Raw genomic sequence first — 26542 nt, 5'->3', positions numbered from 1 at the left:
GCAAGATCACGGGGTTGCGCAATTGGACGCGGGGGCTAAGGTGCCGGAGCCTTTTGAAAGAGAACCAATGACGACGCCACGCTCCGGACCCACAGACGCCTATTCCATGATCCTGGACGCGATTGACGTGGGCACCTATCGCCCCGGTGATCGGTTGGTGGAAAGCGAACTGGCCGAACGCTTCGGTGTCTCAAGAACGCCGGTTCGTGAAGCATTACAACGGCTTGAGACGCAATCCTTGCTCGCGCGGGACGGGCGGAGCCTGATCGTTGCATCCTTGGACCATAATCAGGTGGCCGAACTTTACGTCGTACGCGGCGAGTTGGAGGGGTTGGCCGCGCGGCTTGCCGCCCGTCACGCCACCGCTGAAGAAGTCCGTGTATTGCGCGAAATGGTCGAGGAAGACGACGCTTTTCGCGACAATCCAGCGGCGCTGGCGCGTGCGAACCGCCGTTTTCACAAACAAATTCATCTCGCGTCGCACAACCGGTATCTGGTGCAGCAACTTGATCTGGTGCACCGGTCCATGGCGCTGATGGCGACATCGTCACTGGCCGTGGATGGGCGCGGTGCGATCGCGCAGGATGAACATGACCGCATTGTTCAGATGATCGAACAGCGTGACGAAGATGGTGCGGATGAAGCATTGCGCACGCATATTTCTGTCGCCTTCATGACGCGGCTCAAGCAAGAAGCGGCGCAGCGCAAAGACGAAGGCTAGGGTGGATGAAGTGGTGACGCCGTAGAACCGATGGGGCTGGATTTATGTGGTACGCCATGTTCGGTCTTGTCCCAATAAAACGGCGTGACCACGAATTCGTATAGCGCCTTATAGGCCGCGAAAGAGCCGAGAATAAAGTAAAACGGCAGGGTGATCGCCCAGGGTATAAGGTGGCGATGCAGCGGACCCGAAACCGCCGTCATCGCGACAGATATATTGAGGATTTCCGCAAAGAGGAAATATCCGAAAAGCCCGTAGAACACGTCAGCGCCCAGTGTTGTCTGGACAGGATGTGCTGCGCCGAACAGCGGTAGGCAGAAAGACCAGAGCAGGGGGGCAAAGATGAACTGGCAGAAGGTCGCGAGGAACAGTACCTGCACGCCCAAAAACCGAATGAGCCCGACATCACGGATCAGCCGGAGGGGGGCACGGCTGTGCACGACCCATGTGATCAAGAAGCCTTTCAGCCATCGTGACCTTTGTTTGATCCACGGCCACGCACGGAAATTGGCCTCTTCGTAAGTGACAGTCGGCAGTAGGTCGGTTTTATAGCCATGCCGCGCGAGGCGGACGCCAAGATCTGCATCTTCGGTGACGTTATGGGCGTCCCAGCCCCGCAGTTTCTCCAAAGCGGCGCGGCGGAAAAATAATGTGGTGCCGCCGAGGGGAATGATCAGCCCCAGATGCGCGACACCGGGTAGGATCACGCGCCACCAAGTCGCATATTCCAGTGTGAAACAGCGCGAGATCCAGTTGGTGCGCGCATTATAAAAATCCAGAACGCCTTGGACGCACGCGACGTTTTTGTGCGCCTGATCAAAGTGTTGTACAACGCGGTTGATCTGGTCGGCCTCCGGCGCGTCCTCGGCATCCCACACGCCGATAATACTGCCGCTGCAAAATTCCAGCGCATAGTTCAGGGCACGGGGTTTGGTGCGCAGTTTGCCTGCTTGCGGTACTTCGATCACGTCGAACCAAAAGGGCAGTTCGGTTCGCGCGATGGTGTCACGGGTCATTTGATCGCCTTCCTCCAGTACTAGTACGATCTGCAACAGCGCCTTGGGATAGCTGAGCTGCGACAGGCGTGCGATCAAGGCGCTGGCAATCTCCTCCTCATGAAGAAGCGGGACGAGAACCGATACCTTTGGCCATCGTGTCGGGGGCGATGGTGCGGCCGGGTCTGAAGGCAGTGGTGTGTTCCCCCACAGGCAGCGCGCCAGAAAGGCCGACAATCGTAGCGTCATGATCATGGTACTGCAGAACAATGCCCATAGAACAAACGCCGTAAACGTCACCGCGGGGAGCAACGCGAACAGCATGCCCGCGACAAAAATGGCACCGGCGGCCCAAATACGCCGGCGCGGCCCGGCAACCCGCCATGTTCGGCAGCTTTCATGAGAGGGCACACGCTCCGCCGCGCGTTTGGCCAGTTCGGTCCCGTAAAGTGCGGTGATCTGACGGTTGATCTGCGCGGGTTCTGCCAGCACCGGTACGATGTCCAGATCGCTAGTACCGAAGGCGTCGCTGGTAAGGGTATGAAGGGTATCCGGCCGGCTGGTAGCTACAAACAGCGTTTGTCTCATCCGCCGCCACGGCACAATCTTATGGTGCAAGCTGGCTTCGGCAGACAGATGGCGCGCAAGCATCGGTTTGGGCGGGTCTGCGTCAAGGTCGACCTGCTGGATCTGATGTTGCAGCGCCAGTGCTTTGGTCACCTCACTGCGCGAGACAAGCCCTTGAGCCAGAAGGATTTCCCCAAGCGGTGCATCCAGATCGCGCTGCGCTTCCAGCGCGTGCACCAGATCGGCCTGATCGATCAACCCTGCGTCGACCAATATGCGCCCCAAGGGACGATAGCGCCCGCGCACACGCGCGGGACTGGGTGCTTTCAGCTCTAATCCAAGGTTGCTCAACGGGCGAATCCCTTCCTGTCGGAATAGGACCACCTTGGGAGAGATGACTTAATGGGATATTAATTGCAGATGAAGAGAACGCCCGCAATTATCAGGTTTAGCTGGCCCGCTCTGCCATCGCCGCGGCAAAGCGTTCAAACAGATAGAAACTGTCTTGCGGGCCGGGGCTCGCTTCGGGGTGGTGCTGAACGGACCAGACGGGCCGTCCCTCCATCCGGATGCCGCAGTTGGAGCCGTCAAACAGCGACTGATGCGTTTCAACCACTCCGCTTGGCAGGCTTTGCGCATCGACGGCAAAACCATGGTTCATCGAGGTGATTTCGACCTTGCCGGTATCAATGTCTTTCACGGGGTGGTTCGCGCCGTGGTGACCGTGACCCATTTTGACCGTCTGCCCCCCAAGAGCCAGCGCAAGCATCTGGTGGCCAAGGCAAATGCCGAAAACCGGAAGCTCTGTCTTTTCGATGACATCCTTGATCATCGGCACGGCATACACGCCGGTCGCCGCCGGATCGCCGGGGCCGTTTGACAGGAAAACCCCGTCAGGATTATGCGCCATCACATCTTCATACGTGGCAGAGGCGGGCAGCACCGTGACGTCGCAGCCGGCCGAGGCAAGGCAGCGCAGGATGTTGCGCTTGGCACCGTAGTCGATCGCGACCACTTTATGAGGCGCGTTTTCCTGCGCAGTATAGCCGTCGGGCCAAGCCCACCGCATTTCATTCCAGCGGTAGGATTGTTTGCAGCTGACATCTTTCGCCAGATCCATGCCTTCCAGCCCCGCGAAACCGCGTGCTGCAGCGACCAGCGCTTCGACGTCGAAAACGCCGTCAGGATTATGCGCCAATGCCGCGTGAGGGGCCCCTTGCTGCCGGATGGCGCGGGTCAGGCGGCGTGTATCAATACCACCAATCGCGATGCGCCCGCGCGATGCCAGCCATTCGGACAACGGCTGGACCGAACGCCAGTTGCTCGGGTCGGTGGGCATCCATTTGACAACCATCCCCGCTGCGACCGGATCGCCGGTTTCGTCATCTTCGGGGTTGGTGCCGGTGTTGCCGATGTGGGGGAAGGTAAAGGTCACGATCTGCCCCGCGTAGGACGGGTCGGTCATGATTTCCTGATAGCCCGTCATCGCTGTATTAAAGCAAAGCTCGGCCACGGTCTCTCCCGTTGCGCCAAAGCCCATGCCGTAGAAAATCGATCCGTCCGCTAGCGCCAGGCAGGCAGTCGGACGAGGTGATGTGGTCGCGGTCATGTCGGGGGCCTCCAGCGGCAGGTATATGGAGTTAAACGGTGGCAACCTAAAGCCGCAGTTCGTCGGGGTCAATAGCAGGTTGAAAATGAAATATCGTTGTTATTCAATGGGTTGCGCGAGGCTTGTGGCATTGCCTGCGCCGCGCAATATCTCTATGTTGCACGGCTTAATACCCCCTAGGGTCAAAAGGACGATGTAATGGTACTGCGCACTCGCATCTCGGATGCACTGAAACAGGCAATGAAAGACAAGGCGGCGGACCGGCTGTCGACCCTGCGGCTGATCAATGCGGCGATCAAGGATAAAGACATCGCGGCGCGCGCCGATGAAGGCGACACGGGTGTTGGCGATGCCGAAGTGCTCGCGATTTTAGGTAAAATGGCGAAACAACGTATGGAATCCGTACGCGCCTATGAAGAGGGCGGGCGGCTTGATCTTGCGGATCGCGAGCGTGAAGAGATCGCCGTGATCGAAGAGTTTCTGCCCCGTCAGCTGACCGAAGAAGAAACCGCCAAGGCCGTCGATGCCGCCATTGCCGAAGTGGGTGCGACATCGATCCGTGATATGGGCAAGGTGATCGGCCTGCTTAAAGGTAAGTACACGGGGCAAATGGATTTTGGCGCGGTTGGCCCCAAAGTGAAAGAGCGGCTGAGCTAAGGCTCAGCGCATCAGCGAACGGTTCAGCTCGTCATAAAGGGCGATCCGTTCTTCTTCGCTCAGGAAGGTCCCGATTTCGACCTCGCGGCCCATGCCGCGCACGGTCACGTAATGGGGTACGGGGCCGTCATTTTCATATTTCGTCACGACGGCCCAATGCCGGTTGCACTGCCATTCCTTGACCTCTCCGCGCGCGGTGCGATGGGATAAATGTGCTGTATTGTGGTCGAGCGTAAACACTTCTTCAATCTGTCTGGCCTTATGGTTGCGCTGTAGCGCCCAATACATCGCCGCGACGGCGGCCAGCATGAAAGGAAGAAGCCCCCACAGCAAAACAGTCCCCAACAGTGGCAGAACGGGGATCAGAATTAGGACGAACGTGATAAGGATAAAACTGGCGAATCCCTTTGCCGGCAGGGATTGGTGCGGCCGCAGGCGAAGAACCTGCGTCGAGGCGTCGGGTCGGGTTTTCCATTCATAGGGCATGGGGGGTGTCCATCTGTCGTGCCAAGCCCTGAACGTAGCAGCAGAACGGGCCTGATCAATGCGGCAGAATGCATCCGACCCCAAGTGTCAGGGCCGATGTTTTTTCTAGGGGGTCGTGCGCGGTTCAATCAGATCCCAGCGATGGCCGAAAGCGTCGCGGAACACCGCGACAGTGCCATAGGGTTCATGGCGAGGGGCTTCTTCGAATGTCACGCCCCCAGCCAAAAGTCGGGCATGGTCGCGGGCAAAATCCTCGGTCTCTAGAAACAACCAGACCCGGCCCGCACCTTGGTTCCCAATCGCTGCACGCTGAGTATCGTCGCCCGGTTCGGCGAGGATAAAGCCGGTGCCGCCACCCGAAGGGGTGACGCGCACCCAGCGTTTATGCCCCTGGTCCTCGTCCTGTGTCAGCTCGAACCCCATCGTGCCACAGTAAAAGGATATTCCTTCGTCGTAGCTGGGAACGATCAAAGTCAGGGCAGAAAGGCGCATAGGATCACTCCAGCTCGACCAGCAGATCCTTGGCGTCGATCTGGCCACCCGGCGTGACATGAACCGCTTTGACCACAGCATCGCGGTCCGCGTGGATACCGGTTTCCATTTTCATCGCCTCGATGGTCAGAAGCAGGTCGCCGGATTTGACCTTTTGACCCACCGTCGCCCCGACCGAGGCAACAACCCCCGGCATCGGCGCTCCGATGTGATTGACGTTGCCGATCTCGGCCTTGGGACGTTGTGCGGTCGTCGCTTTGACCATCCGGTTGGGCACGCGCACCACGCGCGGCTGGCCATTCAGTTCAAAAAAGACCTTAACGTCGCCGTCTTCATTGGTCTCGCTCAAGGCTTGCAGACGAATTTCCAGCGTCTTGCCCGGGTCGATTTCCGCGGTGATCTCTTCGCCCGGTTCCATCCCGTAGAAAAAGGTGCGGGTCGGCAATACACGGACAGGGCCATAGGTCCGGTGACGACCCATGTAATCCAGGAAAACCTTGGGGTACATCAGGTACCCTGACAGGTCATCGTCTTCAACCTGAGCCCCTTCCAGAAGGTCGCGCAATTCCTTGCGTGTCGCTTCAAGATCGGCAGGGGGCAAATGGGCACCGGGGCGTTCCGTGTTCGGTTTTTCGCCTTTCAGGATTTTGTCGACAATCGCGTCAGGGAACCCGCCCGGAGGCTGGCCCAGATTGCCGCGCATCATGTCGATCACGCTGTCAGGAAAGGACATTTCTGCCTTCGGGTCTTCGACCTGCGCGCGGGTTAACCCTTGGGATACCATCATCAGAGCCATGTCGCCGACCACTTTGGACGACGGCGTCACCTTGACGATATCACCAAACATCTGGTTCACCTCGGCATAGGTTTTAGCGACCTCGGGCCAACGATCATCCAGCCCCATCGACGCGGCCTGCGCCTTGAGGTTGGTGAACTGCCCGCCGGGCATCTCGTGCAGATAGACTTCGGAGGAAGGGGCCTGCATGCCGGTCTCGAACGCGGCATATTCGCCACGCACTTCTTCCCAGTAGTTAGAGATTTCGCGCACCGCGTCCATCGACAGGCCCGTGTCGCGATCCGTGTGTTTCAGCGCTTCGACTACGGACCCGAGCGTCGCCTGAGACGTGTTGCCCGAAAGCGCGTCCATGGCGCAATCTACCGCGTCCACGCCCGCCTCGGAGGCAGCCATGATCGTCGCGGTCGCCGTGCCTGCGGTGTCATGCGTGTGGAAATGGATCGGCAGACCGACTTCGGATTTCAGCGCTTTGATCAATACTTTGGCCGCATTCGGCTTGAGCACGCCGGCCATGTCTTTCAGACCCAGAACATGGGCACCGGCCGCTTTCAGTTCCTTGCCCATAGCAATATAGTATTTCAGGTCGTATTTGGATCGGTCCGGATCAAAAATGTCGCCGGTATAGCAAACGGTACCTTCGCAAATCTTACCGTTTTCAATCACCGCATCCATGGCGACACGCATGTTTTCAACCCAGTTCAGGCTGTCAAACACGCGAAAAACATCGACACCCTCGGTCGCGGCCACGCGGACGAATTCTTGCACCACATTGTCCGGATAATTGGTATAGCCCACGCCATTCGACCCGCGCAGCAGCATTTGCGTCATCACGTTTGGCAGGGCAGCGCGTAGGTCGCGCAGGCGCTGCCACGGACATTCTTGCAAGAACCGATAGGCCACATCAAAAGTCGCACCGCCCCAGCACTCCATCGAGAAAAGCTGTGGAAGATTAGCGGCATAGGCCGGGGCGACCTTGATCATGTCATGGCTGCGCATCCGCGTCGCAAGCAATGACTGGTGGCCGTCGCGCATGGTGGTGTCGGTGATCAACAGCTGCCGCTGTTGCCCCATCCAATCGGCAACAGCCTGCGGCCCTTTTTGTTCAAGCAGGTTCCGGGTGCCCATCATCGGCTCGGCTCGGGCGGCGGGCGGCTGCGGCGCGCGGACGGCCGCCGCAGGGCGGTCGAACCCTTTGGTTTCAGGGTGCCCGTTCACCGTAATATCAGCGATATATGTTAATACTTTGGTCGCCCGGTCGCGGCGCTTTTCAAAGGTGAAAAGTTCGGGCGTCTGGTCGATAAACTTGGTGTGGTAGCTATTGTCGAGGAAGGTCGGGTGTTTCAGCAAATTTTCGACAAAGGCGATGTTTGTCGACACGCCCCGGATGCGGAACTCGCGCAGGGCGCGGTCCATGCGGGCGATCGCTTGCTCGGGCGTTTGAGCTTTCGCCGTCACCTTGACCAAAAGACTGTCATAATAGCGCGTGATCACCCCGCCCGAATAGGCGGTACCGCCGTCCAAGCGGATGCCCATGCCGGTGGCCTCACGAAAGGCGGTGATGCGGCCATAATCAGGAATGAAGTTGTTTTGGGGGTCTTCGGTGGTGATCCGAGTCTGCAACGCATGACCGTTCAGCTGCACATCTGCCTGCGAGGCCTTGCCCGTCGCCTCGGCGATGGTCTTGCCTTCGGCAATTAAGATTTGCGCCTGGACGATATCGATGCCAGTGACCTCTTCGGTGACCGTGTGTTCGACCTGAACCCTTGGATTTACCTCGATAAAATAAAACTTGCCGTCGTCCATATCCATCAGGAATTCGACCGTACCGGCACATTCATAGTTAACATGTGCACAGATTTTCCGGCCCAATTCGCAAATCTCGGCGCGTTGTTCTTCGGTAAGATAGGGGGCAGGCGCGCGTTCGACGACCTTTTGGTTGCGACGCTGAACGGAACAATCTCTTTCAAATAGATGGTAGATTTCGCCGTGGCTGTCGCCCAAAATCTGCACCTCGACATGGCGCGCCTTCAGGATCATCTTTTCCAGATAGCCTTCGCCATTGCCAAAGGCCGCTTCTGCCTCGCGCCGGCCTTCCATCACTTTTTCTTTAAGTTCGTCTTCATTCGCGATGGGGCGCATGCCACGACCCCCGCCGCCCCAGGAGGCCTTGAGCATCAGCGGGTAGCCAACCTCTGCCGCCTGCTTGCGGACGACCTCCATATCATCGCCTAGAACGTCTGTCGCGGGGACTACCGGCACGCCGGCCTCCATCGCTACGCGTCGCGCGCTGGCCTTGTCGCCCAAGGCGCGCATTGTTTCCGCACGCGGCCCGATAAAAGTAATACCGTTCTGCGCGCAAGCATCTACAAAATCGGGATTTTCTGACAGTAGCCCATAGCCCGGGTGGATCGCATCCGCGCCCGAGGCTTTGGCCACGCGGATGATTTCATCGATGCTCAAATAGGCGGCGACAGGCCCCAAACCGGCCCCGATCCGGTAGGCTTCATCGGCCTTGAAACGGTGTAGGCCCAGCTTATCTTCCTCGGCGAAAACGGCGACCGTCTTTTTTCCCATCTCGTTGGCCGCGCGCATAATTCGAATGGCGATCTCGCCGCGGTTTGCGATTAGAATTTTCTTAAAGTCGGTCATAGCTAGGCCTTCCTGCTGGCGAGAAATCTTAATTTTCAAGCGTCTAGAGCACGCGCTAACGCTGCGCTGCGGCATTGTTGCGTCTGTTTGACACGGTGTGCAAGTAGAAGTTTTTTGCGCTCCGCGGGGGATTTTTAACCATTTGGAAAGAGATGGGGTGCTACGCCGAGTCGAGGGCGCGATCGTACCTATGCAATGACATGAGTAATAAGGAGGAACAGATAGCAATAATTCCTGCGGCTTTGACGCTAGACGGCTAGCAAACCGCCGCTGCATTATAGAAAATGCGGCGGGAACATTTTGCGAACGTGTCTTTTATTTGGTGCGTGCGCAGGATAGATTGGCCGCATGAATGATTTTGACGAAATGGCCGCCTTTGAGGGCGCTTCCCTATCATCGCGCGCTATGGCTGCGCGTCCGCAACCCTATCTTGATGGGCTGAATCCGGCCCAGCGTGCCGCGGTGGAGCAGATGGACGGCCCTGTCTTGATGCTCGCGGGGGCAGGCACGGGCAAGACCAAGGCTCTGACGGCGCGGATCGTGCATCTGATGAACACCGGGCGCGCCCGCCCGAACGAGATTCTCGCGGTAACCTTCACCAATAAGGCCGCGCGCGAGATGAAAAACCGTGTGGGGCATATGCTGGGGCAGAGCATTGAAGGGATGCCTTGGCTGGGTACGTTTCACGCGATTTGCGTCAAGCTGTTGCGCCGCCATGCTGAATTGGTCGGGCTAAAGTCGAACTTCACCATTCTGGACACGGATGACCAGCTGCGCCTGCTCAAGCAGTTGATCAAAGCGGAAGGGATTGATGACAAACGTTGGCCCGCGCGTTTGCTGTCAGGCGTTATTGATGGCTGGAAAAACCGCGCATTGACGCCCGACAAAATTCCTACGGCCGATGCGGGGGCCTATAACCACCGTGGAGCAGAGCTTTATGCGCAGTATCAAGCGCGGCTTAAAGATCTGAACGCCTGCGACTTCGGTGATTTGCTGCTGCATATGGTCACCATCTTCCAGCAGCACGAAGACGTGTTGGGGCAATATCAGCGGTGGTTCAAATATATTCTGGTGGATGAGTATCAGGATACCAACGTGGCACAGTATTTGTGGCTCCGTCTGCTGGCCTCTGGCCACAAGAATATCTGCTGTGTCGGGGATGACGACCAGTCGATCTACGGATGGCGAGGGGCCGAGGTTGGCAATATCCTGCGGTTCGAAAAAGATTTTCCCGGCGCTCATGTGGTGCGCTTGGAACAGAATTACCGGTCAACACCGCACATCCTGGCGGCCGCTTCGGGCGTGATCGCAGGAAACGAGGGGCGTTTGGGCAAGACCTTGTGGACGGAATCCCGTGAGGGTGAAAAGCTGCGTCTCATCGGCCATTGGGATGGCGAGGAAGAGGCGCGCTGGATCGGCGACGAAATCGAAGCGTTGCAGCGCGGCACACGCGAGCTTGATCCATACACATTGGACGATATGGCGATTCTTGTACGGGCATCGCACCAGATGCGCGCGTTCGAGGATCGATTCCTGACCATTGGCCTACCGTACCGCGTGATCGGTGGACCGCGTTTCTATGAACGGTTAGAAATTCGCGACGCCATGGCCTATTTCAGGGTGGTTACCTCCTCTGATGACGATCTTGCTTTTGAGAGAATCGTGAACACGCCCAAGCGTGGTTTGGGCGATAAAGCGCAACAAAATATACAGAAAACCGCGCGGGAAAACGGTGTGAACCTGGTGGAGGGGGCGCGGATCCTATTGGCGAATGGCGGGATTGGCGGTCGTGGGGCGGCGCAGTTGCGTCTGCTCATCGACGGGATTCAGCGCTGGTCCGAACTGGCGCGGGGCCCGCGCCTACAGACTGTGGTTGATGACGATAGCGTCATCGACGAAGGTGCGCCGCTGTTTCACGAGGAATATGGCCCGCCCGAAGTCAGCCATGTGGAATTGGCGCAGATTATTTTGGATGAAAGCGGATATACTGGTTTTTGGCAGAACGACAAAACGCCGGAAGCTCCGGGGCGGCTTGAGAACCTGAAGGAGCTGGTTAAAGCGTTGGAGCAGTTCGAGAATCTTCAAGGTTTTCTGGAACACGTCAGCTTGATCATGGATAATGAAAGCGACGATGGTGGCGCCAAAGTGTCGATCATGACGTTGCATGCGGCCAAGGGGCTAGAGTTTCCGGCGGTGTTTCTCCCCGGCTGGGAGGATGGGCTGTTTCCGTCGCAGCGATCGATGGACGAATCTGGCCTGAAGGGGCTAGAGGAAGAGCGGCGGCTTGCCTATGTCGGAATCACGCGGGCCGAGCAGCTTTGCACGATCTCTTTTGCGGCCAACCGCCGCGTGTTTGGTCAGTGGCAAAGCGCCATGCCGTCACGGTTTATCGACGAACTTCCCGAAGCCCATGTGGATGTGCTGACCCCGCCGGGGCTGTATGGTGGCGGGTATGGCGCAGCGATGCCTAAATCGAATCTGCATGAAAAAGCCGCTGAAGCGAATGTATATAATTCTCCGGGGTGGCGCAGATTGCAGACGCGCAGCCAAGCGCGCAGCGTGAGCCAGCCTTCGGAAGCCCGAAATGTGACGATCGACATGTCCGCCGTCAGCAGTTTTGCGATGGGAGAACGGGTGTTCCACCAGAAATTTGGCTATGGCGAAGTCGTTGGAATCGAAGGGGATAAGCTTGAGATCAGCTTTGACAAGGCCGGGATCAAGAAGGTCGTGTCGCGCTATCTGAGCGCATCGGATGACGTTCCGTTCTAAACGGGCGTCATGAGTTTTACGAAATATCAAGAATTAGATGCAAGAACGGCGGTGCTTTGGGAGGAAAGCACCGCCGTCTTTATCTACGTCCCCAATCCAATCGGGAGGAAAGGGGGAAGGGGACGTTTATGAAAGCCGCCGGTCTCAGGGAGGAGGAGGAGACCCGAAGCTTTCTACAGGCACACAACAGGGAGGGTGCGTGTGCCCGATCCAGTATGATTTATGCAGCGTTGCGTGCTGTTTCCAGCGCGATGCCGCGGATTTGCGAGCGGCCCATGCCCAGGTCGTTCAGCTCGCGGTTGGACAAGGAGCTCAGCTCGTTGAAAGTCGAGCGGTATACGCGGCGTTGCTTGCGGCGAGTCTCGAGTGCGGACATCAGCGCGGCAAAGCGGTCTGCCAGGGTCGGTGCGGTTGTAGCGTTCAAGTAGGCCATCGGATACCTCGTCTTGTTTCGTCTGTGTTCGTTATCATTCGTCTTGTGTTGGTTATGTAGTAAAATGCTGCATCTGCACAATAGTCAGATCGTCAATGCTGCTATGCAGAAAATGCATGGGCAAAAGGTGACGTAACGTCTTGATCGGGAACAAAATAACCCTAGCGCAAGCGCTTTAGCAGTCAGGAGGAATTGTATGAAAAAAATGGCGACGATACCAGGGAGGAGGAGGGTATCGCCGCCGAAAGCAAACACATCCGGGAGGAGGATGGATGAGTTTGGTCTTATTCTTGGCTCGCAGTGTCTGCGCTCCTGAAACCTTTTTGACCTATTTGCTGCGTTTGCACAATTCTCAAATTGTGCATTGCTGCCATGCAGCGAAAACATAGGGGTTTTGCGTAATTTTTGGGCGCTAAATGTTCGTTTTGCCTTGGTGCTGTGCGGCATGCGAACGTAGGGTTGCGATTTGGCCAGAAACTGCCATGTCAAAAGCAGTCTCGAAAGGAATATGTCATGCCGCTCTCTAAATCCGACGTCGAATCTGCTCTGGCCCGGGTGATGCTGCCGGATGGGAAATCTATCCTTGATCACGATCTGATCCGCGCTTTGACGGTCGAGGACGATGTGGTGCGCTTTGTAATAGAAGCCCCCAATGCGCAGGTCGCCGCGCAGATGGCCCCGCTGCGCGACGCGGCAGAGGCCGTGGTGCGCGAGGTTGATGGTGTTGGCAGCGTAACAGTCGCCCTGACGGCCCATGGCCCCGCGCCAAAGCAATCGGCCCCAAGCCTAAAGATTGGCGGGCACCCGAAGGCGCAGGATGGCCCGATGAAACCGGCTGGCGTGCAGCGCATTCTCGCCATTGGGTCGGGCAAGGGGGGCGTGGGCAAATCGACCGTGAGCTCGAACCTCGCCGTGGCGCTGGCGCGAGCAGGTCGCAAGGTCGGTTTGCTGGATGCCGATATATATGGTCCCAGTCAGCCGCGTATGATGGGGGTGAACAAGCGGCCCGCCTCGCCGGATGGGAAGACGATCATCCCGCTGCACGCCCATGGTGTGACCCTGATGTCCATCGGTTTTATGATGGAGGAGGGGAAGGCTGTGGTCTGGCGTGGCCCGATGTTGATGGGCGCGCTGCAGCAGATGCTGGGGCAGGTAGAGTGGGGCGAGCTGGACGTGTTGCTTGTCGATCTGCCGCCGGGCACGGGCGATGTGCAGCTGACACTATGTACCAAATCCGAATTGTCTGGCGCGATCGTGGTGTCAACGCCGCAGGACGTGGCGCTGATCGATGCGCGCAAGGCGATTGATATGTTCAATACGTTGAAGACGCCCGTGTTGGGATTGATCGAGAATATGTCGCTGTTTGTCTGTCCTGATTGTGGGTCCGAACATGAAATCTTTGGCCATGGCGGGGTTGCAGCCGAAGCTGCGAAGATGGAGGTGCCTTTGCTCGGCAGTTTACCCATCGATCTTGATACCCGGCTTTCGGGCGATGGTGGCACGCCGGTGGCCGCGGGGGATGGGCCGATGGCTCAGGCCTATGCCTGCATCGCCGAAGGTTTGATCAAGGGTGGGATGGCCTAAGGGGCAATCTCCATCACCATCCTATCTATACTCAACGCCGCGCAGCCCCCTGCGCGGCGTTTCGCGTTCATCGGCGTCGTGTGGACGTGCCTATGGGATCGCATGGGAAAACTTCATGGGAAAACATGGGAGATCGCCGGCCGGACCCTGCCGGATTGGCAAGGTGATTCGGCGGAAAATGGCTGTCTGAGGCGCGGAATCCTCAGTTTGCGCGATAAAACAGTTGCAATTGGCGTTGCGATCGGGGAACAAGCCGCGAACACAGGTTGTGGATAACTCTGTGGTCTAAAATTGTTGGGAAATTGTGGGAAATTTCAGCACGCGTTTTTAACATCAATATGTTGTGGTCAAATTTCACGTTTAATCGAGATAAGCTAAAAATTGCTGATATTTCTTTCCCACATGTTGATTTACAACCCTGTGCAAAACCAAATTTGGTGTGTATTTCCCAAAAAACTTATAGACGCCCATCAATTCCCATGGCATCCCTAGTGCATCGGATGAGAACGAGACACGGGGCACCAAACGACCCCAACGACCAAATAAAACTTTAGCAGGTTCATACAGGCACCTCGCTTTCATCAGACCAAGAGATCCGGCGCGCGAGCGAGCAGACATCCCCCCAGGTGGCGCGCGCAGTCGGACTTCCCCGCCAAGGCGGGACGGGCGGCGGGTTGATCAGTGGCAGCAGATCAGCCCGCCGTTTCTACATCTACCGCCGGGGGCATGATTTTAGGGCGCACAAGCGTCGCAGGCAGGGACAAACACGTGAGCCGCAGGTTCAGAGGCGAAAGCCAACACAAGGTCGATACGAAGGGGCGGGTGTCTATCCCAGCCTCTTTTCGTCGTGTGTTGGAAGCCGGTGATCCGAATTGGCAAAACGGTGGCACGCCCGAGCTGGTGATCGTCTATGGCGACAGCCGCCGCAGCTATCTTGAATGCTATACCATGCAGGCCATCGAAGAGGTGGACGACAAGATCGACGCGCTGCCGCGCGGGTCGATGGAACGCAAGATGCTGCAGCGCCTGTTCCACGGTCAGTCCTTTCCCACATCGGTCGATGAAACGGGCCGCCTGGTTCTTCCAGCCAAGCTGCGCAACAAGATCGACCTGGAAAACGAAGCATTCTTTATCGCCGCCGGTGATACCTTCCAGATCTGGAAGCCCGAAACCTACGAGACCGAGGAAAAGGCCCGCGAAGAGGAGTGGCTGGACGATCTGCCAGAAGACTTTGATCCGATGGCCTTCCTGGACGGCAAGCCGGAGGCTTGATCGATATGAGCGGACCCAGCGATACCCCCTCCGCCCCGCACACACCGGTTCTGCTGCGCCCCTTGCTGGCGGCGGTGGCCCCTGTGTCGGGGCGTTGGCTGGATGGCACCTTTGGCGCGGGCGGCTATACCCGTGGCCTGCTGGACGCGGGCGCTGCGCAGGTGGTGGCCGTGGACCGTGATCCATTGGCGTTTGAGATGGCGCAGGCCTGGGCCGGTGACTATGGCGACCGGATCGTCATGCAGCGCGGCGTCTTTTCCAAGATGGACGATTATGCGCAGGATCTGGACGGGATCGTGCTCGATCTGGGCGTGTCCTCCATGCAGCTTGATCTGGCAGAGCGCGGGTTCTCTTTCATGCGTGACGGGCCGCTTGATATGCGGATGAGCCAGGACGGCCCCTCGGCGGCGGATATCGTCAACGAGGCCGAGGAAGAGGTCATCGCCAATATCCTGTTCCAATACGGTGAAGAACGTGCCAGCCGCCGCATCGCCAAAGCGATCGTACGTGCCCGCGAAGAAGCCCCGATCACCACAACGCTGGCGCTTGCAGGCTTGGTCGAAAGCTGTTTGCCGCGCTCGAAACCCGGCCAGTCGCATCCCGCGACCCGCAGCTTTCAGGCGCTGCGCATTGCGGTGAACAATGAATATGGCGAGCTGTTCAACGGGTTGATGGCGGCGGAACGCGCGTTGAAACCCGGTGGCCAGCTGGCCGTTGTGGCCTTCCACTCGGTCGAAGACCGTATGGTCAAACGCTTCCTGACGGCGCGTGCGGGGGCAGGGGGCAATGCCAATCGCTTTGCGCCCGAAATCGAAGCACCCGAGCCGCAATTCAAGATCCTCAAGCGCAAGGCCATCGGGCCGGATGCGCAAGAGCTGGAAGAGAACCCGCGCAGCCGCTCGGCCAAGCTGCGCGTCGCAATTCGCACTGATGCGCCTGCGGGCAGCATCGATGCCAAGGCACTCGGCATGCCTATGGTCAGGGGATTAACCGTATGAGAACCGTGCTTTACATCCTAACCACCTTTTCGGTGATCGGGCTGGCCTTCTGGGCCTACCGCGAGAATTACGCGACCCAGCAAGCCCTGAGTGATGCCGATGACCTGCGCTATGAAATCCGCGAAGCCTACAGCCGTCTGGCCGTGCTCAAGGCGGAATGGGCCTATCAGAACCGCCCCGACCGTCTGCGCGATCTGGCAGAGCTGAACTTTGACCGGCTGAACCTCTTGCCGCTGCATCCCGACCAGTTCGGATCTATCGATCAGGTGAGCTACCCGCCGCTGCCAGAACTGCCGCTGTTCGAGATCACCGACGGCGTTGACGTATCCTCGATGGAGGCCCCCGAATGATCCGCACCCCGCTGCGCCCGCTGGCCCGTATTCTTGAAGCCCGTCAAAAGGGCGAAAACCCCGATGCGATCGAGCGCGAGAACAAGCGTATCCGCCACGAGCAGATGCGCGACGCCTCGCGGCAGCGCGCCGAGGGGCGTTTGCTGGTTCTGGGGGTCTTCTTTTTCTGCGCCTTCACCGTTGTGGGCGCGCGTATGGGGGTCATGGCGACCACCGACCCGACAGAGCCGCGCGCGGCGGCCCCGGGTTCCGTGATCTCGGCCACCCGCGCCGATATTGTCGATCGCAACGGAAATCTGCTGGCGACCAATTTTGAGACACATGCGCTTTATGCGCAGCCGCACCACATGATCGACCCGCAGGGGGCCGTGAAAAAGCTGATGGCTGTGTTCCCCGATCTGAACGAGGAACGCCTGCTGCGCGACTTTACCGGAAAGCGCAAGTTCTTGTGGATCAAGAAGAAAATCAGCCCCGAGCAGATGCAGGCCGTGCATGATATCGGCGAGCCGGGCTTGCTGTTCGCGCCGCGTGATATGCGCCTTTACCCCAATGGGTCGCTTGCCGCGCATATCATGGGCGGGGCCAGCTATGGCCGCGAGGGTGTCCATGCCGCCGAGGTGATTGGCGTCGCGGGGGCAGAGAAATACTTTGACGATTATCTGCGCGATCCGGCCAATGGGAACAAACCGCTGGAACTGTCGATCGACATGACCGTACAGGCCGCGTCCGAGCGTATTCTTTATGGCGGCATGAAGCTGATGAACGCCAAGGGGGCGACCTCGGTCCTGATGGATGTCCACACGGGCGAGGTGATCAGCGCCGTATCATTGCCCTCTTTCGACCCCAACGACCGGCCCCATGCCGCCGTCACAGGCGATGCGTCCGACAGCCCGCTGTTCAACCGGTCGGTGCAAGGCGTCTACGAGCTGGGCTCTGTCTTCAAGATTTTCACCGCGGCACAGGCGATCGACCTTGGCATTGCCACTGCGGATACGGTGATCGACACCTCTGGCCCGATGAAGGTCGGCGGCTTCCGCATTGGCGAATTCCACGGCAAGAACTACGGCAAGCAGACGGTGACGGGGATCATCGTGCACAGTTCCAACCGCGGGACAGGGCGGCTTGCGCTTGAGATCGGCGCGGAGCGTCAGCAGGAATTCCTGAAAAACCTCGGGTTCTTTGAACCAACCCCCTTCGAGATCGTCGAAGCCTCTGGCGGCAAGCCCTTGCTGCCGCAGCGCTGGCAAGAGCTGAGCACCGTAACCGTCTCCTATGGCCACGGCCTGTCCTCCAGCCCGATGCATCTGGCGGCGGGCTATTCTGCCATCGCCAATGGCGGGCACAAGGTCACCCCGACTTTGCGCAAGCAATCTGGCCCCGTGGTCGGCCCCCGTGTGATGTCTGAACGCGCGGCGGCGGATGCCCGCGCAATGCTGCGTGCGGTGGTGACCGAAGGCACGGCCAGCTTTGCCGAAGTGCCCGGCTACCAGATCGGCGGCAAGACCGGTACGGCGGATAAACCCGGCCCCCGTGGTGGCTATCTTGAGGATACGGTCATCGCGACCTTTGCCAGCATGTTCCCGGCGCATGATCCCAAATACGTGCTGATCGTCACACTGGACGAACCTGTCGAAACCTCGGGCGACAAACCGCGCCGCACGGCCGGTTGGACAGCCGTGCCCGTGGCCGCGGAAATGGTCCGTCGCGTCGCGCCTCTGCTGGGTCTGCGACCGACTGTTGAACCGGACAGCCTCGCTGATATAACGCTCTCCAGCAGCAACTAATATAAAGAGCGTCCCCATGGGCACACAGGCCGTCCCGTTATCCTCCCTTGGTCTGACCGCGAAAGGGGGGGGCAACCCGCCCATTGCAGGTATCAGCGTCGACAGCCGTCAGGTCCAGCCCGGCACCCTCTTCGCCGCCATGCCCGGCAGCAAGGTCCATGGGGCCGAGTTTATCCAATATGCGCTGCGCATGGGCGCGGTGGCGGTGTTGACCGACGCCGAGGGTGCCACGCTGGCCGCTGACTCGCTGGCACAGGCTGACGTGGCCCTTGTCGTCACCGATGCCCCCCGCGAGGCGCTGTCGCGCGCGGCAGCCCTGTGGTACGGCGCGCAGCCGCAGACGATGATTGCCGTCACCGGCACCAATGGCAAAACCTCTGTCAGCACCTTCGTGCGGCAAATCTGGATCGAGATGGGGGTGGCGGCTGTTAACCTTGGCACCACTGGCGTGGAAGGCGCATGGACCGCACCGCTGGCGCATACCACGCCCGAGCCCATCACCCTGCACCGCACCCTTGCCGAGGCCTCTGCCAACGGCATCACCCACGCCGCGATGGAAGCGTCGAGCCACGGGCTGGACCAGCGACGGCTGGATGGCGTGACGCTCAAGGCGGCGGGGTTCACGAATTTTACCCAAGACCATCTCGACTACCACGAGACCTTCGAGGCCTATTTCGACGCCAAGGCCGGACTGTTCTCGCGGGTGCTGCCCGAGGACGGCACGGCGGTGATCAATATCGATGATCCCAAAGGGGTCGATATGGTCGCCATCGCACGCGCTCGCGGCTGCGAGGTGATTACCGTGGGGCGCGACGGCGGCGATCTGCATCTGACGGGGCAGCGCTTTGATGCGACGGGGCAGGACCTGCGGTTCAGCTATCGCGGCAAGACCTACCAGAAACGTCTGAACCTCATTGGCGGGTTTCAGGCGGACAACGTGTTGCTCGCGGCGGGGCTGGTGATTGCCTGCGGGGCGGACCCCGCCCATGTGTTCGATACTCTGCCGCATCTGACCACCGTGCGCGGCCGCATGCAGCTTGCCGCCACACGGGACAATGGCGGGGCGGTGTTTGTGGATTACGCCCATACCCCCGACGCCATTGCCACCGCGCTGCAAGCGATGCGCCCCCATGTCATGGGCCGGCTGGTCGCTATCGTGGGCGCAGGCGGCGACCGTGACCGCGCCAAACGCCCGCTGATGGGGCAGGCGGCGGCGGCCCATGCGGATCTGGTGTTCGTGACCGATGACAACCCGCGCTCTGAAGATCCGGCGACCATCCGTGCTGCCGTCATGGAGGGCGCGCCAGAAGCGACCGAGGTGGGCGACCGTGCCGAGGCGATCCTGCGGGGCATCGACGCCATCGGCACGGGCGACGCGCTGCTGATCGCGGGCAAGGGCCATGAAACCGGACAGACCATCGGTGACGATGTGCTACCCTTTGATGATGTGGAACAGGCCAGCGTCGCCGTCGCGGCGCTGGATGGGAGATTGGCATGAGCTTGTGGACAGCAAAAGAGGCCGAAAGCGCCACCGGCGGCCGCGCCATCGGGGACTGGACCTGTGACGGCGTGTCGATTGATACCCGCACCCTTGCACCGGGGGATCTGTTTGTCGCGCTGAAAGACGTGCGCGACGGGCATGATTTTGTCACCATGGCGCTGGAAAAAGGGGCAGGGGCCGCGCTGGTCACCCATGTGCCCGAGGGCGTGGCCGAGGATGCTCCGCTGCTGATCGTCGAGGATGTGCTGAGGGCCCTGGAGGCGCTTGGTGCCGCCGCGCGGGCCCGAACGCAGGCCAAGGTCGTCGCGGTGACGGGCAGCGTCGGCAAGACCTCGACCAAGGAAATGCTGCTTGCGATCTTTGCCGACCAGGGGCGGGCACATGCCTCTGTCGACAGCTATAACAACCACTGGGGTGTGCCGCTGACACTGGCGCGGATGCCTGCGGATACAGAATATGCCGTGATCGAGATCGGCATGAACCACCCCGGAGAGATCTCTCCGCTGGCGCAGATGGCCAAGCCGGATGTCGCGATGGTCACCACCGTCGCCGCGGTGCATCTGGAAGCCTTTGCCAATGTCGCGGAAATCGCGGTCGAGAAAGCCGCCGTTTTTGACGGGCTGCAACCGGGGGGCGTGGCGGTGATCAACGCTGACATCGAACACGCCGCGATCCTGATGGCCAAGGCCGTGGATCGCCGCCTGCGCGAGGTTGAATTTGGCGAGCATGGCTATCAGTTCAAACTGCTGGATGTGCAGGTGCAAGGCGACACCACCGTCGTGCGCGCCGGCGCGGACGGCACACCACTGCTGTTCAAGATCGGAACGCCGGGACGGCATTTCGCGATGAACGCCTTGGGGGCCTTGGCCTCTGCACAGGCCATGGGGGCTGATCTGGCGCTGGCTGCGGCCTCGTTGGGACGCTGGACACCGTATAAGGGGCGCGGCGTGCGAGAGGTCATCCATCTTGACGTGGTCGACACCCATCTGACGCTGAACCTGATTGATGACAGCTATAACGCGAATCCCACGTCGATGGCCGCCGCCCTAGAGGTGCTGGCCGCCGCCGAGGTGACCCATGATATCGGCCGCGTCAGCAAGGGGCGGCGCATCGCCTATCTGGGCGACATGAAGGAGCTGGGACCGGACGAGATCGCCCTGCACGCAGGGCTCGCGCATCTTGACGCCACCAAAAAGCTGGATGTGATCCACTGTGTGGGCCCGCTGATGAAGTCGCTCTATGACCTGCTGCCCGCGCATCAACGCGGGGAATGGGCCGAGACCGCCGCCGATCTGCTGCCCGCGCTTTCGTCGCATCTGGACAGTGGCGATGTTGTGCTCGCCAAAGGCTCCTTGTCCATGAAACTAGGGCTGATCGTTGACGCGATCCGCAAAATGGGCCATCCGGTCCCGAATGAACGACAGGGCTAAGCCCACAAGATTTTGAGTTAGGACGCGTACGATGCTCTATTGGTTGACCCTCCTGTCAGATGGCGGCGATTTCTTTAACCTTTTCCGCTACATCACCTTCCGCGCCGGTGGGGCCTTCCTGACAGCGCTGGTGTTTGGCTTTCTGTTCGGCAAGCCGCTGATCGCCGTGCTGCGCAAGCGGCAGGGCAAGGGCCAACCGATCCGGGATGACGGTCCCGAGGGGCATTTTGTCAAGGCGGGGACGCCGACCATGGGCGGGCTGCTGATTGTGGGGGCCTTGCTGACCTCTACCCTGCTGTGGGCGCGGCTGGACAACCCGTTTGTCTGGATGGTGCTGCTGGTGACAATGGCATTTGCCGCCATCGGGTTTGCCGATGACTACGCCAAGGTCAGCAAGCAGACGACCGCTGGTGTTTCCAGCAGAATGCGTCTGTTGCTTGGCTTTATCATCGCGGGCAGCGCGGCCTATTGGGCGGCGCAGTTTCACCCCGCAGAGTTGCAGAACCAACTGGCACTGCCCGTGTTCAAGAACACGCTGATCAACCTTGGATATCTGTTCGTGCCCTTCTCGATCATCGTGATCGTGGGGGCGGCGAATGCGGTGAACCTGACGGACGGGCTGGACGGGCTGGCGATCATGCCCGTGATGATCGCCGCCGGAGCGCTTGGCGTGATCGCCTATGCCGTCGGCCGCGTCGATTTCACCGAATATCTGGACGTGCACTATGTGCCGGGGACGGGCGAGATTCTGGTCTTTACCGCCGGTATCTTTGGCGGTGGTCTGGGCTTTTTGTGGTATAACGCGCCCCCCGCCGCGGTCTTTATGGGCGACACCGGATCGCTAGCCCTTGGCGGGGCATTGGGGGCCATCGCGGTTGCCACCAAGCACGAATTGGTGCTGGCCATCGTCGGCGGCCTGTTTGTGGTCGAGGCGCTGTCGGTGATCATTCAGGTGCTCTATTTCAAACGCACGGGCAAACGGGTCTTCCTGATGGCGCCGATCCACCATCACTATGAAAAGAAAGGCTGGGCCGAGCCGCAGATCGTCATCCGCTTCTGGATCATCTCTTTGATCCTCGCGATGATCGGGCTGGCGACGCTGAAGGTCCGCTGAGCCGTTTATCAAAGCGGAAAGAAACAAGAGGGCGCGCTGCAGGGATGTGGCGCGTTTTTTTATGGCGGACGGGGGCCAGCCCCCGCGCGGCCAAGGGGCCGCGTCCCCCGGAGTTTATTTGGCAAAATGAAGGGCGGGCGAGGCTTGACGCGGGGGGCGTCAGAAGATCGACCAGCCCATTTCGCGCGCGAGGCGGGCCATGGCCTGGGTGCCTTTTTTCGAGTTGCCATAGCGGTTCAGACCGGGGGACCAGACGGCGATGCTGGCGCGGCCGGGGACGATGGCAAGAATACCGCCGCCCACACCGGATTTCGCCGGAAGCCCTACGCGGTAGGCAAAATCGCCCGACCCATCATAATGCCCGCAGGTGAGCATCAGCGCATTGAGACGCCGGATGCGGGGCGGCAGGATCATGCGGGGCAGCTTGTCGGTTTCGATCAGGAACCGTCCGGCCATGGCCAGTTGCCGCGCGGACATGTCGATGGCGCAGTGGTGAAAATAAGTGCCGAGCGTCTTCTCCGGCGGGTTGTTCAGGTTTCCGCAGGAGGCCAGAAAATGCGCCAAGGCAAAGTTGCGGTGGCCATGGGCGGTTTCAGAGGCCGCGACGGTTTCGTTGATGTGGATGTCGTCGTCACTGGCAGCGGCGCGCACGAATTGCAGGATTTCGGCAAGGGTCTCGCGCGGTTCGCGGCCCGTGAGCACCTCGTCCGTGGTGACAATGGCACCGGCGTTGATGAACGGATTGCGCGGGCGGCCCTGTTCGGCCTCAAGCTGCACGATGGAATTGAACGCACGCCCCGATGGCTCGCGGCCCACGCGCTTCCACAGCTGGTCGCCTGACCGTCCAAGGGCGATGGCAAGGGTGAAGACCTTGGTGATGGATTGCACGGAAAACGGCGTATCGGCATCGCCGGCGGTAAAGACCTCGCCGTCCGCGGTGGTGATCGCGATACCGAATTGTGCAGGATCGACAGAGGCCAGCTGCGGGATATAGGCTGCCACGTCTCCCCAGTCATCCGTGGCGCGCATGTCGGCGTTGAGCTGGGCTAAAATCTCTGGCAGAGGGGGCATAAGGGGCTCCGAAAGTTTCAGGGTCATCGCTAACAGGAGAGCAGGCATGATACCAGTTCAAGGTTTGACCGGCGCAAAGGTCGCCATTCTGGGGCTCGGGCGGTCGGGGCTATCTGCGGCCCGTGCGCTGGCCGCCGGGGGCGCTGTGCCTATCTGTTGGGATGACAACCCCGCCGCGCGCGCCGCCGCGCAGGCCGAAGGGTTCGATTGTGTGGATCTGAGCAAAGCCGGCGTCTTTGATGACATCGCGCGGCTGATCGTATCGCCCGGCATCCCGCATCTTTATCCGGCACCGAACCCGGTGATCGTCGCCGCGCAGGACGCAGGTGTGCCAGTGGACAATGACATCGGGCTGTTCTTTCAAAGCTTCGCGACGCTGGCCTGGGATAATTTTGACGTGGTGCCCAAGATCATCGCGATCACCGGGTCGAACGGGAAATCCACCACCTCGGCGTTGGTGCATCACATTCTCAAACACGCGGGCCGCCCGACGCAGCTGGCGGGAAATATCGGTCGCGGGGTGCTGGACATAGAGCCTGCCATTGACGGCGAGGTCGTGGTGCTGGAGCTGTCGAGCTACCAGACCGATCTGGCGCGCAATCTGACGCCGGATGTCGCCGTCTTCACCAACCTTAGCCCCGATCATCTGGATCGCCATGCGGGCATGGGCGGCTATTTCGCGGCCAAACGGCGGCTCTTTGCGGAAGGCGGGCCGGATCGTGCCGTCATTGGCGTGGATGAACCCGAAGGGCGTTTTCTGGCGGGACAGCTCAGCGAAGGGGCGGCCGACGACCGGGTGATCCGCGTGTCGGTGGACCGTAAGCTCACGGGTCTTGGTTGGCAGGTCTTCGCGCGCAAAGGCTTCTTGTCGGAATATCGCGGCGGCAAGCAGATCGGGTCCATCGATCTGCGCAGCATCACCGGCTTGCCCGGCGCGCATAACCACCAGAACGCCTGTGCCGCGTATGCCGCCTGTCGCACGCTGGGGTTCGCGCCCAAGATCATCGAAGCGGCGTTCCATTCCTTTGGCGGCCTGCCGCACCGCAGCCAGACCGTGGGCGAGGCGGGCGGCGTGCGCTTCGTCAATGACAGCAAGGCGACCAATGTGGACAGTGCGGTCAAGGCACTGGCGGCGTTCAGGAACATCCGCTGGATCTGCGGCGGGCTTGAGAAAGAGGGCGGTTTGGGCAGTTTGTCAGAACCGCTGGAGACGGTGCGCAAAGCCTATGTGATCGGGCGCGAGGCGGCGCAGTTTGCCATGAAACTGGGGGTCGAGGCCGAGGTCTGTGGCACGATGGACGTCGCGGTTGCACGCGCTGTCGAGGATGCAGAGGCGGGGGACGTCGTTCTGCTGGCCCCTGCGGCGGCGAGCTTTGACCAATACGACAGTTTCGAGCGCCGCGGAGAGGACTTTGTCGCGCAGGTCCAGAAGCATCTGACGGACACGTAACTGCGTTTATGGGGAAGGAGCGCCGAATGGGTAATGATTGCGGTGTTTCGGTCTGCTCCGGTCCAGATTGTGGCGCGTGACTGATTGTTTGATCGGGGCCATCGGATAATTGATGGCTTGTTTAGGAATGCAGGTTTCGAGGCCGGCTATCGAAGAAAAATGGCTTGATCCTAGTCGTATGCGGCCGAGAACCGACGAGATTTACTTGCGGCGTATCGGGGATACGCAACCAGAGGTTCGGCCTTGTTTCAAAGACGTGATCTATGGGTCGGTCTCGGGGGTGAAAACCTTGACGGTTGATGAAATCGGGACGCCGTTCACCGACCATGCGCTGTGATCATTTGCGTTCAACGTCACTCTGACTTCATTTTCGCCAGGCACCAGTGAAGTGCCCGACAGATGATACCAGTTGGAATAGACCCGCGCTATTTTCACGCCATTCACATAGATATGGGCATGACCTTCGTTGTCTTTCGGTGCGTGATTGATCGCTGCGGGTGTGAACTTGAAATGAACGGGCAGGATTTGAACATTATACCCGCCCATCACGTCAGGAAATACCAGATGCGTGACACTTGGATGTGGCAGTTCGGCAGAGACGTCGCGCGGGGGATGCCGGTGCGCTTGCATCGCGCCAGGCACGCTTGCAATATCCATCGTTGCCTTGCCGATGTCAGGTGACACGGGGGCATTGGGGGCGCGGGACATGGGTAAAAGCGTCATGACCACGACAGCCATCGACGCCCCGATTATGGCATAGGCGAGTTTTTCCACCAGATCCGGTCTTTACTGGCCGGGTGCGGGCATAGCTGCGCGCAGGTCGGCTTCGCTGACGCCAAGTGCCTGAGCCGCCGCGGCAAAGTCCGGCGGGCGCGTGTCACCAAGCGCCCCGACCAATTCAGCCTCTGTGATGCCCAGTTGATCGGCAACTGCGGCAAAATCCGGTGCGGCACCACCGCCACCGGGGCCATTGTTCGCGGCCACGTCGACCTCACCATGGTAGCAGTCGATCATATAGGGCGCTTCATCTGCCGTAAGGTGGTAGTGGTAAATCCCTTCCGGGAATTCAGGCGTCGGGCCGGAGTGGCCGCTGCACGCATCCAGATCGTCATTCACCACGACAATGCCACCGAAATCATTGTTGCCATAGACCGGAAAGCCGTCGGCCAAAACACCGATCATCCGCGAATGTTGCCCGGCTTGCGCCGCGGCCTCGGCGATACAAACAGGGATGCCATGATAGTGGTAATTCGTCCCGTCCACGAGCGTGTGCCCGTTGCAGTTGTCCAGAAATGCCACGTGATCATGAACAATCTGATCGTCAATCGCAACGACGGAGCGGTCGGGGTTCTCATAGTCGTTGAAAATCTGTGCGCCGCTCAAGGCCACGCCAATTCTCCCCAGCGAGGTGTCCGTTGATGTATCTGAATAGACCGGCTGCGTTGTGATTGTCGCGTCGATCTCGGTCTCTTTGAAGTAATCGGCAGAGTTCTGCACATCAAAGAATTCCAGTGGCTTGTCGGCAAAGGGTTGATCGTTGGGATCGCTTGGAATCAGATATTGTTCCGCGAAACCGTGGTCCGGGATGCCGTTGGATTGGAAGCGGAAGGTTTTTGCGTCAGCATCGACCGTGATCTTGACATGATCTGCCCAATTTGCGGCTTGAACGACCGCCGCAGTGTCATTCGACTGTTTCACATTCTGAGCCGATGAAGGCGAATAGATCAGGGATGCGGCGGCCAGCACAACCGATGCGGCGGCTGTCCCATAGAGAGTTTTCCTGGACATGATTTTCTGATCTCCCATGAGATGTC

21 protein-coding genes are annotated in these 26542 nt (G+C 59.7%); 12 read left to right on the top strand and 9 right to left on the bottom strand.

The features are described 5' to 3' along the window. Positions 1-67 precede the first annotated feature (67 nt). A complete protein-coding gene (locus AADW22_RS11855; RefSeq protein WP_005854182.1) occupies positions 68-721 on the top strand; it encodes a GntR family transcriptional regulator in 654 nt (217 codons plus the stop codon). Here the strand turns inward: AADW22_RS11855 and AADW22_RS11850 are convergent. Beyond that, positions 718-2634 carry a glycosyltransferase gene (locus AADW22_RS11850; RefSeq protein ID WP_407473784.1) on the bottom strand — a complete coding sequence of 639 codons (1917 nt, stop codon included), beginning with the start codon at positions 2632-2634 and terminating at the stop codon, positions 718-720. The two genes, AADW22_RS11855 and AADW22_RS11850, sit on opposite strands and share 4 nt — an antisense overlap. A 97-nt stretch (positions 2635-2731) precedes the next feature. Beyond that, on the bottom strand, positions 2732-3892 hold the full coding sequence (carA, locus tag AADW22_RS11845) for a glutamine-hydrolyzing carbamoyl-phosphate synthase small subunit (protein ID WP_005854180.1): 1161 nt from the start codon (positions 3890-3892) through the stop codon (positions 2732-2734). 198 nt (positions 3893-4090) lie between these two features. Here carA and AADW22_RS11840 point away from each other — a divergent pair, with 198 nt between their 5' ends. Beyond that, the gene (locus tag AADW22_RS11840; protein WP_005854179.1) at positions 4091-4549 is read left to right on the top strand and encodes a GatB/YqeY domain-containing protein; all 459 of its coding nucleotides are present in this window, start codon (positions 4091-4093) and stop codon (positions 4547-4549) included. Positions 4550-4552: 3 nt separating this feature from the next. Here the strand turns inward: AADW22_RS11840 and AADW22_RS11835 are convergent, their stop codons facing one another. The 3 genes from AADW22_RS11835 to AADW22_RS11825 all read right to left on the bottom strand — a co-directional run bounded on the left by AADW22_RS11835 (position 4553) and on the right by AADW22_RS11825 (position 8972). Further along, complete coding sequence (locus tag AADW22_RS11835; RefSeq protein ID WP_407473783.1) at positions 4553-5035, bottom strand: DUF2244 domain-containing protein; 483 nt, start codon at positions 5033-5035, stop codon at positions 4553-4555. Between the two features lie 105 nt (positions 5036-5140). Next, on the bottom strand, positions 5141-5527 hold the full coding sequence (locus AADW22_RS11830) for a VOC family protein (RefSeq protein WP_039912114.1): 387 nt from the start codon (positions 5525-5527) through the stop codon (positions 5141-5143). Between the two features lie 4 nt (positions 5528-5531). Beyond that, positions 5532-8972: a pyruvate carboxylase gene (locus tag AADW22_RS11825; protein WP_407473782.1), complete on the bottom strand. Its 3441-nt coding sequence runs from the start codon at positions 8970-8972 to the stop codon at positions 5532-5534. 348 nt (positions 8973-9320) lie between these two features. On the opposite strand from AADW22_RS11825, the gene AADW22_RS11820 reads away from it, so the two are divergent. Next, positions 9321-11741, top strand: a complete 2421-nt coding sequence (locus tag AADW22_RS11820) for an ATP-dependent helicase (RefSeq protein WP_407473781.1) — start codon at positions 9321-9323, stop codon at positions 11739-11741. Positions 11742-11961: 220 nt separating this feature from the next. Here AADW22_RS11820 and AADW22_RS11815 read toward each other — a convergent pair whose 3' ends face one another. Then, positions 11962-12174, bottom strand: a complete 213-nt coding sequence (locus tag AADW22_RS11815; protein ID WP_009824940.1) for a DUF1127 domain-containing protein — start codon at positions 12172-12174, stop codon at positions 11962-11964. Between the two features lie 513 nt (positions 12175-12687). Between AADW22_RS11815 and AADW22_RS11810 the strand changes: the two genes are divergently transcribed. From AADW22_RS11810 to mraY, 8 genes are all read left to right on the top strand, one after another. Further along, positions 12688-13758: an Mrp/NBP35 family ATP-binding protein gene (locus tag AADW22_RS11810; RefSeq protein ID WP_407473780.1), complete on the top strand. Its 1071-nt coding sequence runs from the start codon at positions 12688-12690 to the stop codon at positions 13756-13758. A gap of 768 nt (positions 13759-14526) precedes the next feature. Further along, complete coding sequence (mraZ, locus tag AADW22_RS11805) at positions 14527-15030, top strand: division/cell wall cluster transcriptional repressor MraZ (RefSeq protein WP_081781250.1); 504 nt, start codon at positions 14527-14529, stop codon at positions 15028-15030. A 5-nt stretch (positions 15031-15035) separates the two neighbouring features. Continuing rightward, positions 15036-16028 carry a 16S rRNA (cytosine(1402)-N(4))-methyltransferase RsmH gene (rsmH, locus tag AADW22_RS11800; RefSeq protein ID WP_407473779.1) on the top strand — a complete coding sequence of 331 codons (993 nt, stop codon included), beginning with the start codon at positions 15036-15038 and terminating at the stop codon, positions 16026-16028. After that, entirely contained in the window at positions 16025-16378 is a 354-nt protein-coding gene (locus tag AADW22_RS11795; protein ID WP_005854161.1) for a hypothetical protein, read from the top strand. The genes rsmH and AADW22_RS11795 overlap by 4 nt, the downstream gene beginning before the upstream one ends. Next, the gene (locus AADW22_RS11790; RefSeq protein ID WP_005854159.1) at positions 16375-18162 is read left to right on the top strand and encodes a penicillin-binding protein 2; all 1788 of its coding nucleotides are present in this window, start codon (positions 16375-16377) and stop codon (positions 18160-18162) included. The genes AADW22_RS11795 and AADW22_RS11790 overlap by 4 nt, the downstream gene beginning before the upstream one ends. A gap of 16 nt (positions 18163-18178) precedes the next feature. Then, positions 18179-19660, top strand: coding sequence for a UDP-N-acetylmuramoyl-L-alanyl-D-glutamate--2,6-diaminopimelate ligase (locus tag AADW22_RS11785; protein WP_407473778.1), 1482 nt, complete (start codon positions 18179-18181; stop codon positions 19658-19660). Further along, positions 19657-21093 (top strand): UDP-N-acetylmuramoyl-tripeptide--D-alanyl-D-alanine ligase, encoded by a 1437-nt coding sequence (gene murF / locus AADW22_RS11780; protein WP_407473777.1) that lies wholly within the window; start codon positions 19657-19659, stop codon positions 21091-21093. The genes AADW22_RS11785 and murF overlap by 4 nt, the downstream gene beginning before the upstream one ends. A 31-nt stretch (positions 21094-21124) precedes the next feature. After that, positions 21125-22207, top strand: coding sequence for a phospho-N-acetylmuramoyl-pentapeptide-transferase (gene mraY, locus AADW22_RS11775; RefSeq protein ID WP_005854153.1), 1083 nt, complete (start codon positions 21125-21127; stop codon positions 22205-22207). A gap of 159 nt (positions 22208-22366) precedes the next feature. On the opposite strand, the gene AADW22_RS11770 is transcribed toward mraY, so the two are convergent. Then, a complete protein-coding gene (locus AADW22_RS11770; protein WP_235183792.1) occupies positions 22367-23278 on the bottom strand; it encodes a glutaminase in 912 nt (303 codons plus the stop codon). Between the two features lie 46 nt (positions 23279-23324). Between AADW22_RS11770 and murD the strand changes: the two genes are divergently transcribed. Then, positions 23325-24728, top strand: coding sequence for a UDP-N-acetylmuramoyl-L-alanine--D-glutamate ligase (gene murD, locus AADW22_RS11765; RefSeq protein WP_407473776.1), 1404 nt, complete (start codon positions 23325-23327; stop codon positions 24726-24728). Between the two features lie 261 nt (positions 24729-24989). Here murD and AADW22_RS11760 read toward each other — a convergent pair whose 3' ends face one another. Both AADW22_RS11760 and AADW22_RS11755 read right to left on the bottom strand, forming a co-directional pair. Continuing rightward, complete coding sequence (locus AADW22_RS11760; RefSeq protein ID WP_407473775.1) at positions 24990-25502, bottom strand: hypothetical protein; 513 nt, start codon at positions 25500-25502, stop codon at positions 24990-24992. A 12-nt stretch (positions 25503-25514) separates the two neighbouring features. Further along, positions 25515-26516, bottom strand: a complete 1002-nt coding sequence (locus AADW22_RS11755; protein WP_407473774.1) for a YHYH protein — start codon at positions 26514-26516, stop codon at positions 25515-25517. Positions 26517-26542: the final 26 nt, after the last annotated feature.

Source organism: Sulfitobacter sp. PM12, from assembly GCF_045586035.1.
Taxonomy (GTDB): domain Bacteria; phylum Pseudomonadota; class Alphaproteobacteria; order Rhodobacterales; family Rhodobacteraceae; genus Sulfitobacter; species Sulfitobacter pontiacus.
This window is presented reverse-complemented; position numbering and strand designations above follow the sequence as displayed.